The organism is Methylovulum psychrotolerans, from assembly GCF_002923755.1.
In the GTDB taxonomy this organism is placed as follows: Bacteria; Pseudomonadota; Gammaproteobacteria; order Methylococcales; family Methylomonadaceae; genus Methylovulum; species Methylovulum psychrotolerans.
The window spans coordinates 155,235-171,877 of sequence record NZ_PGFZ01000003.1 but is presented as its reverse complement, the minus strand read 5'-3'; the positions used below and the strand labels follow the sequence as shown (position 1 = coordinate 171,877).

At 52.1% G+C, this 16,643-nt stretch carries 18 protein-coding genes; 13 read left to right on the top strand and 5 right to left on the bottom strand.

From position 1 onward, the window contains the following. Positions 1-315: addiction module antidote protein (locus AADEFJLK_RS08825; RefSeq protein WP_211299180.1), on the top strand; the 315-nt coding region annotated here is incomplete at its 5' end. A 320-nt stretch (positions 316-635) separates the two neighbouring features. After that, entirely contained in the window at positions 636-1,442 is an 807-nt protein-coding gene (locus AADEFJLK_RS25055; protein ID WP_211299113.1) for a hypothetical protein, read from the top strand. A 358-nt stretch (positions 1,443-1,800) separates the two neighbouring features. Here the strand turns inward: AADEFJLK_RS25055 and AADEFJLK_RS08810 are convergent, their stop codons facing one another. After that, positions 1,801-2,355, bottom strand: a complete 555-nt coding sequence (locus tag AADEFJLK_RS08810) for a recombinase family protein (RefSeq protein WP_103972885.1) — start codon at positions 2,353-2,355, stop codon at positions 1,801-1,803. Between the two features lie 282 nt (positions 2,356-2,637). On the opposite strand from AADEFJLK_RS08810, the gene AADEFJLK_RS08805 reads away from it, so the two are divergent. Continuing rightward, positions 2,638-3,015, top strand: a complete 378-nt coding sequence (locus tag AADEFJLK_RS08805) for an HD domain-containing protein (RefSeq protein ID WP_346222657.1) — start codon at positions 2,638-2,640, stop codon at positions 3,013-3,015. On the opposite strand, the gene AADEFJLK_RS08800 is transcribed toward AADEFJLK_RS08805, so the two are convergent. From AADEFJLK_RS08800 to casA, 3 genes are read right to left on the bottom strand one after another with little or no spacing between them, the layout of a single operon-like run. Further along, entirely contained in the window at positions 2,905-3,144 is a 240-nt protein-coding gene (locus tag AADEFJLK_RS08800) for a type I-E CRISPR-associated protein Cas7/Cse4/CasC (protein ID WP_211299114.1), read from the bottom strand. The two genes, AADEFJLK_RS08805 and AADEFJLK_RS08800, sit on opposite strands and share 111 nt — an antisense overlap. A gap of 9 nt (positions 3,145-3,153) precedes the next feature. Continuing rightward, positions 3,154-3,741, bottom strand: a complete 588-nt coding sequence (gene casB / locus AADEFJLK_RS08795) for a type I-E CRISPR-associated protein Cse2/CasB (RefSeq protein WP_103972886.1) — start codon at positions 3,739-3,741, stop codon at positions 3,154-3,156. Next, positions 3,741-4,463, bottom strand: coding sequence for a type I-E CRISPR-associated protein Cse1/CasA (gene casA / locus AADEFJLK_RS08790; RefSeq protein WP_249027942.1), 723 nt, complete (start codon positions 4,461-4,463; stop codon positions 3,741-3,743). Before casA ends, casB begins: the two co-directional genes overlap by 1 nt. A gap of 25 nt (positions 4,464-4,488) precedes the next feature. Here casA and AADEFJLK_RS08785 point away from each other — a divergent pair, with 25 nt between their 5' ends. The 8 genes from AADEFJLK_RS08785 (at position 4,489) to AADEFJLK_RS08755 (ending at position 10,935) form a co-directional block, all read left to right on the top strand. Then, a complete protein-coding gene (locus AADEFJLK_RS08785) occupies positions 4,489-4,881 on the top strand; it encodes a type I-E CRISPR-associated protein Cas7/Cse4/CasC (protein ID WP_249027943.1) in 393 nt (130 codons plus the stop codon). A gap of 11 nt (positions 4,882-4,892) precedes the next feature. After that, the gene (cas5e, locus tag AADEFJLK_RS08780; RefSeq protein WP_103972887.1) at positions 4,893-5,669 is read left to right on the top strand and encodes a type I-E CRISPR-associated protein Cas5/CasD; all 777 of its coding nucleotides are present in this window, start codon (positions 4,893-4,895) and stop codon (positions 5,667-5,669) included. Continuing rightward, positions 5,669-6,043, top strand: coding sequence for a type I-E CRISPR-associated protein Cas6/Cse3/CasE (gene cas6e / locus AADEFJLK_RS08775; RefSeq protein ID WP_103972888.1), 375 nt, complete (start codon positions 5,669-5,671; stop codon positions 6,041-6,043). Before cas5e ends, cas6e begins: the two co-directional genes overlap by 1 nt. Before the next feature lie 197 nt (positions 6,044-6,240). Further along, complete coding sequence (locus AADEFJLK_RS08770) at positions 6,241-6,849, top strand: recombinase family protein (RefSeq protein WP_103972889.1); 609 nt, start codon at positions 6,241-6,243, stop codon at positions 6,847-6,849. A gap of 18 nt (positions 6,850-6,867) precedes the next feature. After that, a complete protein-coding gene (locus AADEFJLK_RS08765; RefSeq protein ID WP_103972890.1) occupies positions 6,868-9,846 on the top strand; it encodes a Tn3 family transposase in 2,979 nt (992 codons plus the stop codon). Positions 9,847-9,954: 108 nt separating this feature from the next. After that, complete coding sequence (locus AADEFJLK_RS08760; protein WP_103973576.1) at positions 9,955-10,344, top strand: antA/AntB antirepressor family protein; 390 nt, start codon at positions 9,955-9,957, stop codon at positions 10,342-10,344. 95 nt (positions 10,345-10,439) lie between these two features. Beyond that, positions 10,440-10,643 carry a hypothetical protein gene (locus AADEFJLK_RS24440; protein ID WP_146054468.1) on the top strand — a complete coding sequence of 68 codons (204 nt, stop codon included), beginning with the start codon at positions 10,440-10,442 and terminating at the stop codon, positions 10,641-10,643. Further along, positions 10,576-10,935, top strand: coding sequence for an antA/AntB antirepressor family protein (locus AADEFJLK_RS08755; RefSeq protein ID WP_103972891.1), 360 nt, complete (start codon positions 10,576-10,578; stop codon positions 10,933-10,935). The genes AADEFJLK_RS24440 and AADEFJLK_RS08755 overlap by 68 nt, the downstream gene beginning before the upstream one ends. 717 nt (positions 10,936-11,652) lie before the next feature. On the opposite strand, the gene AADEFJLK_RS08750 is transcribed toward AADEFJLK_RS08755, so the two are convergent. After that, positions 11,653-12,885, bottom strand: coding sequence for a radical SAM/SPASM domain-containing protein (locus tag AADEFJLK_RS08750; RefSeq protein WP_146054469.1), 1,233 nt, complete (start codon positions 12,883-12,885; stop codon positions 11,653-11,655). Between the two features lie 162 nt (positions 12,886-13,047). On the opposite strand from AADEFJLK_RS08750, the gene AADEFJLK_RS08745 reads away from it, so the two are divergent. After that, positions 13,048-14,256, top strand: a complete 1,209-nt coding sequence (locus tag AADEFJLK_RS08745) for a transposase (RefSeq protein ID WP_103972962.1) — start codon at positions 13,048-13,050, stop codon at positions 14,254-14,256. Between the two features lie 129 nt (positions 14,257-14,385). Beyond that, on the top strand, positions 14,386-16,641 hold the full coding sequence (locus AADEFJLK_RS08740) for a serine/threonine-protein kinase (protein ID WP_103973984.1): 2,256 nt from the start codon (positions 14,386-14,388) through the stop codon (positions 16,639-16,641). Positions 16,642-16,643 lie beyond the last annotated feature (2 nt).

Sequence of the window (16,643 nt, the reverse complement as noted above, 5' to 3'; positions counted from 1 at the left end):
TATAGAACGATTGGTGAGGTTGAAGAAGAATACCTCCGCAATCATCCTGACGAGATGGACGATTACATTACTGTCCTCTTTGATGAATATGCCGAGAGCGGCGACACCGCTTCCCTGATGGCTTCTTTGCGCGTGGTGAGCCGCGTCAAAGGTGTAAGCCGCATCGCGGAAGTTTCCGGCTTTAGCCGGAAGGGTGTGCAAAAAGCCCTGTCGGAAAACGGCAACCCGCAATTTGGCAGCGTCAACGCCATTATGCACGCGATGGGCTACCGCCTGACCCCACAAAAGCTGCCTGTGGAAAATCACGCCCCTTAAAGGCAGGTGACAGGCTAACAAATCAACATGTAAACATGTTGATTTGTTGCGGATATAGGTAAGCTTTCGCAAAAGTGGGCGTTACCGGATGGTCGAGACTGTTGAGGCTCGGTGCGGGTAGCGCATAGCACCCGCCCGCCGCCAAAGCGTGTTTGCCATGAAATAATCCTTTCTCGTGCGGTGCTGGCAAGGTTTTGCGGATGCCCCAACAAAACCCGCATATCGCCCAGCCGCGCACCGGACACTTGTAGCGGCTCGGGTTTGAAAATGGTTGGGCTTGCATTTCATTTTCGCGGGATCACAATAATTGCAACTGTAGGATGATCCGTGTGTTGTCCTCTAAAGATGAGGTGAATTTGAAAAATATAGCCGGGAATGATGTATCTATCTTTTTATACCGCTTTGAATTACGCGGTAATGGCATCGACTTTGTTTTGAATCAGGCTATTGCCGAGGATATGTACCCAGATATTGATGAGAAAATGAAACCACTCGTCCACGCCTGTTGCGAAACACTTTCGCGGTACAGGCAGTTCAGTGCGGGTAACACCATTATGGATGGCAATTTTCTTGTTACGGGAGAATTTGAGGTCATGCTGAGTAAGGGGCTAGGACGGCACTTTGCGCAAGATGAAAAGGTGCGGTTATTCCAGGATGCCAAAAATATTGCCGATCTTCTGGCGGTGGTTATGGATAGGGGGACTCAAGAACTGAAAAAAGGCAAACGACTGCACCTATCCCCAATAGATAACACGCCAAATCCAAGGAAGATAAAAAAAGAGCTTGAGAAACTGGGGAAAACAAAACACCAACAGGCAAAAATACAATGGCTTGCAGAGGGAGTGCAACTACGGCCAGGGTTAAGGCAGTTGCGTCCTGATGATTTACCGCCTGATGTCACCGCCTCAAGTGGATATGACCATAGGGGGCTTTGTTATGTCTTCGATCATAAGATATTCGGAGAGCTGGGGAGGATCGTATTGATTAAGGTTGGCGAACAAGAAATGTTGATGCAAGCCGATCTATACCTGGGACAGGAAAACCAGGAACCCGCTATCGGAAAAAAGAAAAAGGAAATATTTGAGAAAGTGGTTACAACTGTCAACGCCTGCTTTGATGGCCTCTAATATTACTCTCAAGGGTCTAGTCTTTACGTTGCAATTGGCCGGTATCATGTTGGGTCACTGTAAGGATTAATGCGAAAACCGGTCAATAACAGCCACCATTAGTTGTTTTTAAGAAAAAATTCCGTACGGAAAACCTGTAAACTATATTTTTCGCATTCAATATCAAAGCGACGCTGTTTATTCGTACATAATTTATCCCGAATGGATAATTAATCTTATTGCCTTATCAATTTATCGAAAAACAAGTGCTTTACGACTGGAGTACCATATCAATTTCTGGCTAAAAAAGAAATGGCACATAAAATTCCGCTATTGCATTTTTTTTCACGAATCCTTACGGCTACCCAAATTCATTGCTTTACAATGCAATAAGTTTGTAAAGCGTCGGCCTGCTGATCCCAAATTCTTTTGCCAGTCGGCTTTTTTCTTCCCCTGCGGCCACCCTGGCTTTCAACTCCTCGACCTGTCCGGGCTTTAGCTTAGGCCGTGCGCCGAACTTAACGCCTTTTTTGAGCGCCTGTTCAATGCCTTCTTTTTGCCGTTCCTTGATCAATGCCCGTTCGAATTGCGCAAAAGCCCCCAGCATCTGTAACATCAGCTCTTGCATCGGGTTGGCTGCACCGGAAAACGTCATGTTCTCCTTGTGGAAATGGATGCAGACCCCTTGTCCTGCCAAGCCGGTGACGATCTGCTGGAGGTCGAACAAGTTCCTCGCCAACCTGTCAATGCTATGGACATGCAAGGTGTCGCCTTCGCGGAGGTGGTTGAGGCAGGCCTGTAGTTGCGGGCGGCTGGTGTCTTTTGCCGACACCTTGTCTTCAAAAATCTTGTCCAGTTTGACGTCAGCCAATTGCCTGTCCGTATTTTGTTGTGCGGATGAGACGCGGATATAGCCCACCTGTTGGCCTGTCATGGTAGCCCCCTGATTGTAAATTAAGTTTTAAGGGTTATCATAACACATGTAAAATAAACTGATAACAGGATATTGTTTACACGGTGGGATGCGGGTTTGCGGGTGGCTTGGGATGTGTAAAGGAAACTGCACCTTATGATACAAGCCAATCCCCTGTCCTATTATCAAGATGTAATCACTTAGCTGTTTTTACCAATGGTTTACTGGTGTCATGTGATAATATTAATAACTTAGCTGCTGACGTTACGAAGTAACGTGCTCCCCCTGTTTGCCGAGCATCGTATGGATCAAGCGGTAATCTGGCTGCCTTTTCTTTGGATACTTTCTTTTGGCGGAGTAATTATTATTATGATTAATGGTATACAAGCCCCCTATTATCGTTATTGGGGCAAAGCCCAGAAAGACAGCCAGGAAAACGACGACACTCCAAAATATCACTTGTTGCCTTACCATTGTTTGGATGTGGCTGCTGTGGGCTGGCATTTGCTGGCTCCCGATAAACCGACTTGCAAGCAACTGGCAATGCAACTACAAGTAACTCCAGAGTGGTTAAGGACATTTTTCACCTTCTGTTTGGTTTTGCATGACTTGGGCAAGTTTTCCCGTGCCTTTCAAGGTTGCCGCTTGAAACAAGTCGGAAGTCCGCCACGTCCTTTTTAAGCATTGCGAAGACACCCGCAAACGGTCATAACCGCCCATTTTCGCGGTTTTAGGGCTACCTTGGTCGTCGCGGTTTAAGTTGGCGGGTGGGTAGGCGGTCAATAGGTGCAATTGGATAAAACGGCTCATAAGGTCTCCTTAATCAGAATTTTTAGGTAAAGCGGTGAAATAATCGGTTGCCCAGCGCACGGCGAGGCGTTTGGCGGGTTCCCGTCCGATGGGTTTGTCGAATTCCTGATGCCATTGGATGATGTCGTTGGCTAATGAAACGAGGTTGACGTTGCCATCCAGCAAGCGGATCGCCCGGATAATCCGGCGGTAAAAATCATCAACCGTCGGGCTTTTTTGTAATTGCTGGAAACGCAATTCGCTCATAGGGGCTTTGCCTTTGCCTTCTGGTGGGGTCGCCAATTGTTCGGCAAAGCCCGCCATTTTCTTGGGTGCATCCGTCTCTTTATTGTTGTAAAGCTTGCTGGACGTTAGTTTGTCAGTTTTTACATGCGACAACGCCCCAGCCAGACACGCACTGGTCAGTATCGGTGTGTTTTGCGACCAATTCGGCGCGGCTTGATCCATACGCTGTAAAAAGTGGAAAAAGGCGTCGGTCAGCAAAATGTCTTCTGGACTATCCGCACGACGCAGACGGGCGCGGTCGCCACGATTGTCATCTAGCCAAGTGTGCCAATTTTTTAACGCTTTACTTTCTTCATATGTTAATTTATCCATTATGTCGCCTCTTGGGTTATGCCTTTTGCTTTCAGTTCTTTCATGGTTTTGCTCCCGTAAAACTTGCCGCGCAAGTTCTTTTGGGCATTCACAACCCGTTTTAAATCCAAATCTTCCGGTGTTGCCGCTAGCGTGGCAGTTTCAAAAATCCGCAACATCTGCCGCTCAAGGGTTTTGTACCAGCTTGCGTAAATTTCTGTCGGTGCCTTGCGGGTATCGGCGGGCAGGGTTGCCAGTTGTTCCAGCAGTCGGTAGAACTCAGGTTCGGTCGCTTGCCAAAATTGCGCGTCGATTTGGCTCATGTCGCCTTTGACATCTTCGGGGCGGCGAAACCAGGCGGCTTTCACTTGTCCGCGCAGCATTTTTACTACTTCTTTAGCTGCACCGACCAATTCACCCGCCCAAGCCGTCAGATTGTTGCGTTGCATTTCGTTGAGGTAATAAACCGGAAAGCGCGACTCGTACCAACATCGGGCTTTCATGTTGTCCATGTCGTAGCCAAAACACCAAAGCGAGGCGGAGCCGTGATCACGAAATGCCCGCCCCCGTTCGGTGTTGTAAAACTGCACGATTTTGGCGGCTTCATCGCCGTTCTCGGCATCTTGTAGCGACAGCCCCAGCCAATGCCGATACCCCAAACCGCCTTGCTGGCCTTTAAGTGACAAGGGTAAATTGACTTTCTTCGGATCAAAGCGGTAAGGCGTTAGGGGCGCGGCGCACATTGGCGAAACCCGTTTCGCCGCCGGCTTGTTCTACGCCTACATCTGCATCAACCGCGACTTGTTGGTTAAAAATTTGGATGGCAACGCAGCGCTGGCAAACCAAGCCATCCGCTCCATCACGGAAGCGGCAGTAAAAGTCGCGCCGGAAGGCAAGCAAAACAGCTTTGCGTCCCGCGCTTATGCCTCGTATGTGTTGGCGGAACAAGGGGACCAACAACCGCGCTCCTTGTCGGTGGCTTACCTGAAACCCCTCAGCCGCGATAATGAAGATTTCCTAGCCGATGCCATCAAGCTCATCACCGAACAAAAAGACAGTTTCGATCAAGTGTATGGCACCTGTGCGGACAACCGTTACGAATTGAACGTGCCGGAGAAACAAGGCACGTTAGCTGGATTGCTCGATTTCGTCGGTCAATAACGGAGCAGATCATGGATTTATTGCTCTTCCGTTTATACGGCGCGATGGCAAGCTGGGGCGAGATTGCCGTGGGTGAAAACCGCCACACCGCGCACTATCCCAGCAAATCGGCCTTGCTCGGTTTGTTAGGTGCGGCCTTAGGCTTAGAAAGGCAAGATGAGGAACAACAACGCCAATTGCAAGAAGGCTATGCCATGGCGGTGGAATCGTTCACCGCCGGACACTTGCTGCGCGATTACCACACCGCGCAAGTGCCGGATGCCGTCGGCAAGTTTATTTACCGCACCCGTCGCGATGAAATAATCTTGGGTAAGGAACGCTTAGGCACCATCTTGTCTAGCCGCGAATACCGCACCGATGCCTTGGCGGTTGTTGCCGTCCGAGCCTTGGCTGATGCACCGTTTAGTTTGGCCGAGATTCAGGAAAAATTGTTAAAGCCTATGTTCCATCTGTATTTGGGTCGTAAATCCTGTCCCTTGTCGGCACCCCTCAATCCGCAATTATTGGCCGATCAACCCAATTTCTTGGCGGCGTTTAAAGCCTATCGGCATTGCCCGCTGTTACCAACGCATAAAGACAATGATGGCCGGCTAAGCGAGCGCGACAGTTATTGGTTGGCTATTTCTGGTGAGCGGCATTATTACTGGGAAGGTACACAAGAAGATTTTTCCGACGCGTCCGATTTAAACTGTCGCCAAACCCGCATCCGTCACGACCAACCTTTATCCCGCAAACGTTGGCAATTTATGCCGCGTCAGGAACATTATCTATATCAAGGAGGTAAGTGATGTATTTTTCTCGGATCAAAATACGTTCCAATATTAAAGAATTGCCGGAACTGGCGAGAATATTCCAAAGCGATAGCCACGGGGTGCACAGTTTGCTGTGGCGGTTGTTTCCCGGACAGGAGCAACGCACGTTTTTATACCGTGAAGAAATTGCCCGTGAACAATTGGGTGCGTTACCCACTGTACGCGGCGAACCCATCTATTACGTCATTTCGCAAACCCAACCGATTTCAGCCGAAAATTCGCTGTTTACGGTTGAATCGAAACATTACCGCCCGCAACTGGAAAAAGGTCAACGTCTGGGATTCGGGTGCCGGGTCAATCCGGTTGTTACTCGGCAAGGCAAAAAGCATGATGTGGTGATGGATGGCTAGGCGTAAGGATTCGTACGTAAATGGATAGTAGCGGCCTGCAACACGCATCCCGCCTACAATCACGCCGTTTTTACCACATTATTTAGTCCGAAACCGACCGATTTCGGACATGTCCTCTACTGGGTGTACGAAAATAGGTAAAATGTATTTCGTACACGCGCTATAATTCGTACATCCCTTTCGGACGGAATTGGCCCATGTCACGAGTTTTCGCTTACTGTCGAGTTTCGACTACAGACCAAACTTCCCAGAATCAAATTATAGAAATCAAAGCCGCAGGGTTTTCTATCGAAACCCAGCGGCTTATTGAGGAGTGTATCAGCGGATCTGTGACAGCAAAGGAGCGTCCAGGTTTTACCAAGTTGATTGACAGGATGGAATCCGGCGATATTTTGGTTGTGACAAAACTTGACCGGCTTGGGCGTAATGCTATGGATGTACGGTCAACCGTAGAGCAACTTTCTAGTATGGGTATTCGCCTACATTGCCTTGCTCTGGGAGGCGTTGATCTGACCAGTTCAGCGGGGAAGATGACCATGCAAGTGATCGCCGCTATGGCTGAATTCGAGCGAGACCTGCTGATTGAACGGACACAGTCAGGAATTGATCGGGCCAAAGCTGCCGGTAAACAATTTGGCAGGCCGCCAGCGCTAAACATGGCGGAACGTGCAGCAGTTATTGAAAAACTGTCTGTAGGGATTAATGTTGCTAAGTTAGCCCGTGAATTCAAGACAACGCGACAAACTATTATGCGAATAAGGGACGCCGCTTTGGCATCACACACAATGCTAGACCCTAGAACGTAAACAGTCAGGTGCTACGACTTGCAACCTAGCGATACCGCCTATCCACGCTTCAAGACTCGCATGACGCAGGCGGAGTTGGAACAGTTCTATACACCAACTGATGAAGAGCTGGTGTTTTGTGCCAACGTCACGCGCTTGCCGACGACGCTGCTCGGTTTTGTTGTTTTATTGAAGACATTCCAACGACTGGGCTATTTTGTAGCATCTAACGAAGTGCCTGAAGGGATCATCAAACATATCGCAACGGTGATCAATCGCCGGGTTGATCGGGAAGTATTGCACAACTACGACCAATCAAAAGTGCGCGACAACCATTTGGCGGCAGTGCGGCAATTCCTGGACGTAAAACCTTTCGACACCCAGGGCAAGGCCTTGCTCCGTACCACGCTCGGCGAAGCAGCATTAACCAAGGAAGACGTGGCGGACATCGTCAATGTCGGGATAGAAATCCTGGTTCGTCACCGATATGAGTTACCGGCGTTTGACACCTTGGTGCGTGAGGCACGTGCCGGCCGCGCTGCCACCAACCAAGTGCTATACGAGCAAGTGCAAAATGCTCTGGGCAAAACGGGTGCGGATTTTCTCGACGCACTGTTCGTCGTCGGCGATGATCCCCGTCGGGTCAGCCCTTGGCACGACCTCAAACAGGATCCCGCTAAACCCACTGTTCATGGCATGCGGGATCTGTTGGCACGCTTCGACCAATTGACCGCGCTTTCTGGCTACAATACATTTCTGAAAACGATCCCGGTTGTGAAAGTCAGCCAATGGGCCTTGGAGGGTAACGCGCTTGATGCGGCCAGCATGGCTGATCTGACGCCATCGAAACGGTATGCGGTAACCTTGGCTGTGATTCGTCAACGGCTTGCCATTGTGACCGATGACCTTTGCGAAATCTTCTGCAAACAAATGGGCCGGGTGTCACGTATTGCCGGGGAGAAATTGCAGAAATATTTGCTGGATAACCAAGGCAAGACGGACGAGATTCTGCGGCGCTACGCATTGCTCGACACCGTGCTGAGTTCGGCCGAATCAGATGAAATCCAGTTGCAGACAGTCCGTAAAACCGTTTCTGCCAGGCCGGATTTATGCGAATTCTCACGGTTGCACGCTGAATACGGTGGCAAGAATGAATGCCGTTTTATGAAACCGATCTTTGCCAACCGACGGGCGGAGCTATTGCGCATCCTGTCCAAGCTGCGCTTCGTTTCGACCAGTCAGGACTTAAGCTTTGAACGTGCATTGGCCTTGATGCTTGCTGAGCGTGGTCGCCACAGTGAATGGATAACCCTGAAAAGCGGCACCTCAGCTTATTTGAGCTTGGCAGACCTGGCTTGGGTGCCGGAAAAGTGGTGGAAACTGATCACGGGTGAGCAGCAGCGCGAGGCACCAACAAGGCTCCACCGACGCCAGTTTGAGGTATGTGTCTGCATGCAAATGGTACGGGAACTGAAATCTGCCGACCTTTGCGTGATCGGGGCCAACCATTATTCCGACACCCGCGATGAACTGGTGCCGTTGGCGGAGTGTGCAAAAACCCGCGAGGCGTACGGCCAAGAAGTCGGCCTGCCCGTTGAGGCGGACCCATTCGTCCAGCATGTCCGCGGCCTCTTAACGGCGGCGGCTAAAAAAGCGGATGACACGTATCCCGATAATCCATTTTTCCAGATCATTGACGGTCGTCCGAAATTAGGGCGGCTAAAGAAAAAGCCCATCCCGGAAGGGTTCCAGGCGCTCGATGCGGCGTTGACCAAGAAGCTTGATAGTAAAGAACTTTCATTGTTGGATGTGCTCGCCGATACTTCACAGTGGATCGGTTGGGACAAACATTTCAGTCCGCTCAGTGGGCATCAAGGCAAGCTTAAGGAAGATGCGCGACGTAAAATTTTGACCACCTTCGCCTATGGAACCGGTTTGGGGGCGACCCAAACAGCCCGCAATATTGCGGACATTAGTGCCCGGCAAATAACCTTCGTCGATCAACGTCAAGCTTCCACCGAAAAATTGGAGGCGGCGATCTGCGGCACCATCAATGCCTACAACCAGTTCCAGTTACCGCGCTATTGGGGCGATACCAAGCGGGCGGCCGCCGATGGCACCCAGTGGAATTTGTACGAAAACAACCTGCTGTCGGAGCGCCACATCCGCTACGGTGGCTATGGCGGTGTCGCCTACTATCACGTCAGCGATAACTACATCGCGTTGTTCTCGCATTTCATCCCGTGTGGCGCTTGGGAGGCGATCTACATTCTCGACGGCCTGACCAAAAACAAATCGGACATACAGCCCGACATTTTGCATGGCGACACACAGGCGCAGAGCGCTCCGGTCTATGGATTGGCCTTTTTGCTGGGCATTAAGCTGATGCCGCGAATACGGAATTGGAAAGACTTGAAGTGGTTTCGTCCGGCACCTCAGGAAACATACAAAAACATTGACGGGCTGTTCAGCAAGGAAGCCGTTGACTGGGATTTGATCGCTTGTCATCTGCCGGACATGCTGCAAGTCGCCCAATCCATTCGGGCAGGCCGAATCTCACCTTCGGCCATACTACGCAAACTGGGCACAGCCAGCCGGAAGAACAAGCTTTACTTTGCGTTTCGGGAACTTGGGCGGGTGGTTCGTACTACATTCTTGTTGGAATATATTGGTGATGAAGAGTTGCGCCGCATCATTCAGGCAGCACAAAATAAATGTGAAGGTTTTAACCAGTTCGCCCAATGGGTTTATTTCGGTGCCGATACCATTGCCGAAAATGTTCGTGACGATCAACTGAAAATCATAAAATACAACCACCTGATCGCCAATCTTGTGATATTCCATAACTGCCATACCATCACGCAGGCGTTAAAGGAATTGGAGGCGGAAGGGATGAAGCTTACACCGGAACTAATTGCCGGCTTCAGCCCGTACCGGACATCCCATCTCAATCGCTTCGGACTGTTCGAGCTGAAGGAGCGCCACCCATTACCAGTTGACTATGGAATCATGTTTTGAAAGAAGAATGTAGGTACGATAAGGGTTACAGGGCTCTACTATCCATTTACGTACGAATCCTTACGCCTAGCCAGTGTGGGTGTCGGGGCGGCAACGTTAACGCCGTCCGTGGCGGACGGCCTGATTTCCGTGTTCGCTCAGGACATTGGCGGTACGTTGCAACCGGCCGTTGATGCGCGGGCGTTGCACCGGTTTTTGGGCGTGAAACAAGACTTTTCGAGCTGGGTCAAACGTCGGTTCAGGCAGTACGGGTTTATTGAAGGGCTGGATTTTCTGCTCCCCAAAATGGGGGAGGCTGTTCCGTTGCCCGCCGGCAGGGCGCCTGTTTTGCCGGCGCTTGGTTTTTTTTGGGGGGCTTTCCTTTTCCTGTCATGGGCCGTAAAAAAGGCAGGGTTGCCGTTGTGTATTGTTCCCGCTTTGCGCGGCGGTGTCTGTTTCTCCGACCAGACGGGGAGGATTTTGGGTTTTGATGTTTTGGGGTTCTGGGATTTTGGATGATCTTTAATGCTTTGGTTAACCGAAAAATGCTTTGCATCCATCCCCAATTTTGGTGATGGATAAAGGGGTTAATGGTTTGGAATAAAGGGAAAGATATGACGAAAACTGATTCGGATGCTGTGGGAGTTGGTGTTGGTGGGGATGCGCCAACGTTAATGCCGTCCGGGGCGGACGGTTTGGTTCCGGTGTTGTTTATGGCGGAGATTGGCGGGACGTTGCGCCCTGTGGTGGATGCGCGGGCGTTGCACCGGTTTTTGGGCGTGGGTCAAAAACAGGATGGTCGAATACGGGTTTGTTGAGGGGTTGGATTTCAAGCTCCCCCAAATGGGGGAGCTTGAAAATGCTGGCCTCCAGACGAAAATCGATTATAGCCTGTCGCTGGATATTGCCAACGTATTGGCGATGGTGGAGAAGAGCGACCAAGGCCGTGCGGCATTGTTGGCTCGAACCGACCAAACGCGGCCGGAAGTGCCGCCGCCGGATGCGGGGACGGCACTTCCGTTGCCCGCCGACAGGGTGCCGGTTTTGCTGGCGGTTCTGGTTGCACTTGGTTTTTTTGGGGGGCTTTGCTTTTCCTGTCATGGGCCGTAAAAAAGCATTATTGCCTTTGTGTACCGCGGCCGGAGCAGGACAAACGGAGCAGAGGCAAGGGTGGCCGAGATTGGCCGTCCTTTTTTCCGTGAGGGTTGCATTATTGTTCCCGCTTTGCGTGGCTGGGGGATATTTGCCTGACTAGACGGGGAGGATTTTGGGTTTGGAATTCTGGGATTTGGGATGCTTTTTAATGGTTTGGGTTAGCCGAAAAAACGCTTTTCATCCATCGCCAAAATTGACGATGGATGAAAGGAAAAATAGGTTAAAAGTTTGGAATAGTATGACGAAATCTTATGCAGATGGTGTGGGCAATGCGAATTCTGGTGTGGGTGTAGGGTGCTAATCAACAAAAGGCTCTAAAGTTCCACGGGGTTTTGGCTAACCTATTGTCCATAAAGCCCTAAAGGCGATTTTCGATCTCTCAAATTTTAGCTTATTTCAGACGTGCCTTTTGAGAACGTAAAATGCGGGTATTGCATACTCTACGTTTACAAAGTTTCATCTATTATTTGTCAGGTTTATGAAACTTTGTACCATTTACTTGCTATGTTACCTATTTAGCCCCCTTTAACCCCATTAAAGTAAGAGTTACAGAAATGTTCGTTTATGAAACTTAAAATAAGACACTGCTAAAATTCTTGGTACTCAATAGACTGTTTAAATCACGTGAAACTTTAGCACCCTATTTTTACACGTATGTCGGCTGTACCCCTCTTAGCCCCGTCCCGTGTCCGCCATTAGTTCCTCAAGCAACGGCACCGCCGACAGGCCCGCCCGTAAGGCCTGCGGGTTGGCATAGTCGTTCAGCGAATTGCGGAATGGGCAGGACTTGCACAAGCTGGGCGGATCTTGCGAGTTGACCCGCGCCCGTAGCCGCCGGTAGGCTTCGCCCTGCCAGAGAGCCTCAATAGGCTGGTCGTTGACGTTGCCCATTTTGGAACCGGGCACGCAACAGGCCATCAGGTCGCCGTTTGCAAGCAGCACCGCCGAACTCCACGGGGTCGGGCACGGCGCCCTGCCGCCGGAGGCGGGGTGTTCCCACAACTCCTCGCCTATGTTCAGGTTGATGTTGAGGCTTTTTGCCAGCGCCAGGCAGGCGGCACGCATGGAATTGAAATAGGCCTTATGGTGGAACAGCGACTCGTCTTCCATGTCGGCATGGTACAGTTCCAAATGTCGGCACCCTACCGCATCGACCCCGGCATCGGCGGCCTTTTGGATGAACAGGGGCAGCTCATGGAGGTTAGAGCGCATCATGGTGAAGCCCAAATAAACCCTAAAGTTGCTTTGGCGGCCCTGCCGGGCCCGCTCCGCCACAACGGCCTTGGCGGTGTCGAACACTTGGCCGATAGGCGGCGAGCCGACCCGGATGCGCCGATAGGTGTCATCTTGGGCGGCATCAATGGAGATGCTCAGGGCATCGACCGGGGAGGCCATGACTTTTTCGATCATGGCGGCATCCAGATAGGCGGCGTTGGTGTCGATGTGGATGGCTATCCCTAAGCTGAAAATAAAATCCAGCTCCCCCGGTTGCTTGTGTTCGGCAAAGAAGATGTCACCGCTGTAGTCGGTGAACATCCAGTTGAGCTGTTGTTCTTGAGCATGGGCTTTGATGTCCTGGCGGATACGCTCGGACAGGCGGATGGCGCGGGGGCGGGTCGCGCGGGAAATGCAATGGATGCAGTTCATGTTGCAGGACGACAGCGGGCTGTAGAGCAGCCCCTTTGGATAGGTGATGTCGGCTTCGGGGTTGCTGGTGATGAGGTTGGCCTGCAAGCCAAAACCCTCTTCAATGGGCGCGGACGCGTGGCAGCGGACATGGCCGGGAATCCGCTGGGCGGTGCGCACCAGCCAAGCGGTCACGGCATCGCCGGGGTTGGCATCGGGCGAGGCAATGGTGAGTGCCAACAGCCGCCCTTTGCTCCGCGCCAGGGTCGGGAAATACATATGGAAGTAACCGGCATCGGAAATCCCTGCCGCCGCCACCTCGGCATAAAAGAGCGGGGTGGGGGCACCCCTTACAAGTGTAGGTTTTTAAAAAGTGACGGGGCAAAGCGTTGAGAGTAAATTGATGAGTGTCATCAACATCCGTTTACCGAAGGTGCCGCCATGCCCCGCCATCCAGAACTATACCAATGGATCGACACGATTGCCATGCATTTTCCGTCCCTCAGCAAGCCACAGGCATTGGGCTTGGCGTTGTGGAGTTTTGGCATGGTCGTCGCGCGTTCATGCAGCCTGACCGCCGTGGCCGACGTGTTGTCGCCGCTGCTGGGGCAAAAGTACAACACGCTGCGTGAAAGGTTGCGTGACACCTATCGGGAAGCGGGCGCGAAATCGGGGCGGCGGCGTGCCGACCTTTGCGTCACCGAGTGTTGGGCGCCGTGGCTGGCCTGGGTATTGGACGGCTGGGCAGGCCGCCAGCTCGCCATCGCCATGGATGCGACGAGCCTGGGGGATCGGTTCACCGTGCTGGCCATCAGTGTCGTGTACCGTGGCTGTGCCGTGCCGATCGCCTGGAAGGTGCTGAAAGCCACGGAGAAACACGCCTGGAAACCGGAATGGCTGGCGTTGTTGGGGCGTTTCCGGGGACTGTTGCCGGAGGGCTGGACGGTCATCGTGCTGGCCGACCGGGGCTTATACGCGAAATGGCTGTTCGGGGCCATCGTGGAACTGAAATGGCATCCGTTCCTGCGCGTCAATGTCCAAGGTTCGTTCCGTCCCGAAGGCTGGTGCCGCTGGCATCCCTTTTGCAGTTTGGTGCCTGCGGAAGGCCGCCGTTGGCAGGGGCGCGGCACCGCGTTCAGCGGCAAAAAGACACAGTTGCCCTGCACGTTGTTGGGCTGTTGGGGCGAAGGGCACAACGGCCCGTGGCTGGTGCTGACCGATCTGGCGCCCGAATGCGCCGACGCCTGCTGGTACGGTTTGAGGGCATGGATAGAACAGGGCTTCAAGCACAGCAAGCGGGGCGGTTGGCAATGGCAACATACGCGCATGGATGATCCGGCGCGGGCGGAGCGGCTGTGGATGGCCATTGCCATCGCCACCTGGTGGCTGCTTTCCGTCGGTGGCGAAGCCGAGGCCGGAGCCGACACGCCGTTGGACATCAAGGAACCATCAGTGCCGGGTGCGGCACGGCGACAAGGGAAGCGCTGGCGGATGGTCGGCATTTTCCAACACGGCTGGTCTTTGATTGTCGCCGCCTTGCTGAACCACCAACTCCTGCCCGTCAAACCGGGGCGGCCTGAGGCATGGCCCGGTTTGACGGAAATCAACGGCGTGACTTTGGCTATTTACGCAGAAGGGGGTGGAGGGTAAGAAAACCTACACTTGTAAGGGGCTGGGGTGGGGTTTAATTCACGAATGTTAAAAGATATATGCACTCCTACTTAAAACGTGATGTTCAACCATTAACAATAACCTAAACAACTAATAGGCAGGTAAATAATGAGTGTGGATTGGCAAATGCTCTGCATGGGCTGTTTCCGGCAGAAAGGCCCGCAAGCCGTTTGTCAGCATTGCGGCTATGACGAAACCGCCCCACGCGGGCCGTTATTGTTACCGCACCGCACCCGACTGCATAAGCAATATCTGGTCGGGCGGGTCTTGGGCAAACCGGGCGGGTTTGGCGTGACCTACTTAGCCTTTGATACTGGATTGGAAACCTTGGTCGCCATTAAGGAATATTTACCGCGCGATCTGGTCGGGCGTGAAGCGGGGCGGACGACAGTCAGCGCCCATTCGCCGGAAGAAGGCGGGCTGTTCCGTTTCGGTTTAGAGCAATTTATCATCGAAGCCCGCACTTTGGCAAAATTTGACCATGCCCATCTGGTGAAAGTACGCCACGTTTTTGCAGAAAATGCCACCGCCTACTTGGTCATGGACTACTACGAAGGCATGACGCTGGCCGAATACTTACAACAAAAAAACCGCTTACCCGCCGCAACCGCCTTGGCGATTTTAAACCCCATCCTCGACGGCTTGCGCGAAGTGCATGAGAAAGGCTTTATCCACCGCGACATCAAACCGCAAAACATTTACCTCACCCGCCAAGGCCGCCCTATCCTGCTTGATTTTGGTACGGCACGGCTTGCCATGGCAGAACGCAGCCGGAGCATGTCGGTAGTGTTAAGCGCGGGTTACGCCCCGTTCGAGCAATACAGCCGACGCGGCGGGCAAGGGCCGTGGACAGATGTTTATGCCTGTGCGGCAGTCTTGTATTTTATGCTCACCGGACAAACCCCGGCGGAAGCGATGGACAGGGTCGAAGACGACACCTTAATAATGCCGCAACGCTTAACACCCGATTTGTCCGAACGCCTAGCCAAGGTCGTCGTGCAAGGCTTGGCAACAGAGGCCAAACAACGCTATCAAACTATCCGGGCATTTCAAGAGGCGTTACTGCACGCGGCGGATACCGAGGCAAACCCTAAAACCCAAACCAGCCGCATCCCATTAGCTAATGCGGGCCATAACAAGGCCTTGGCCAAAAAACCGTTGCTAGGCATCGCCTTACTGGCCTTGATCGGTATTGGCTTTGTTTACTTACTGCCTGCTGCCAAGCCCTTGGTCTCTCTGCCTGTTGCCGATTCTATTGAGATGGCCGACCGAAAATTCTTCGCCCATCAATACAACGAAGCATTGCCTATCTACCAGCGTTTGGCGGAAAAAAATAATGGCTTGGCGCAATTTCGCTTAGGTAGCCTGTATGAAAACGGCTTCGGCGGGGTCGCTATGGACACGCATCAAGCCGCTGTTTGGTATGAGCGTTCGGCCAATGCAGGTAATCCATTTGGCCAATACAGTGTCGGCAGGCTGTACCATAATGGCTGGGATAAACCGATAGACGAAAACCAAGCCCAGCACTGGTTCGACAAAGCCATGGCTAATGGCCTAAAAGCCGCTGCCGAACCGCTTGCCAAAGCGGATGACCCGATTATGTCATTTATTGCGGCACGGATTGCCGGCAATGAAAAGCGTTATTCCCAAGCTTTGGCGTGGTATCAGTCGGCCGCAGAGCAAGGCTATGCCATCGCACAATTTAATCTTGCCATGATGTACAAGCAGGGTCAAAGCGTAGTGAAAAACGAAGCCGAAGCGCTAAAGTGGTGTACGGCTTCGGCGGAACAAGGGCTAACACTAGCGCAAAACTGCCTAGGAGAAATCTATGCTCAGGGAGCGGGGGTAAAACAAAACTTTACCGAAGCCGCACGATGGCATCGCCGGGCGGCGGAACAAGGACATGCCGTTGCCCAATTCAATCTAGGCTGGATGTATCAAAACGGTAAAGGTGTTGATAAAAGCATTACCGAAGCGGTGTACTGGTATCGGCAAGCGGCGCAACAAGGCTATGCGCATGGTCAATATGCGCTTGGGGTAATGTATAAAGCGGGTACTGGCATTAACCAAAGCGACACTGAAGCGGCACACTGGTATCGGTTAGCGGCGGAACAAGGTCATGTTGATGCCCAAAATAATCTTGGCAACATCTATTCCGATGCCCATGATTATCCAGAAGCCATAAAGTGGTTCAAAAAAGCCGCCGAACAAGGCGGAATGATTGCCCAATACAATCTTGGCATTATGTATTATTTCGGTCAAGGCACTCATAAGAACCTGACGGAAGCCAAATACTGGTATCAGAAATCGGCGCAACAAGGTTACGCCCGCGCTATCAAAACCGTAAAAAAGCTGAAGCGTTAAAT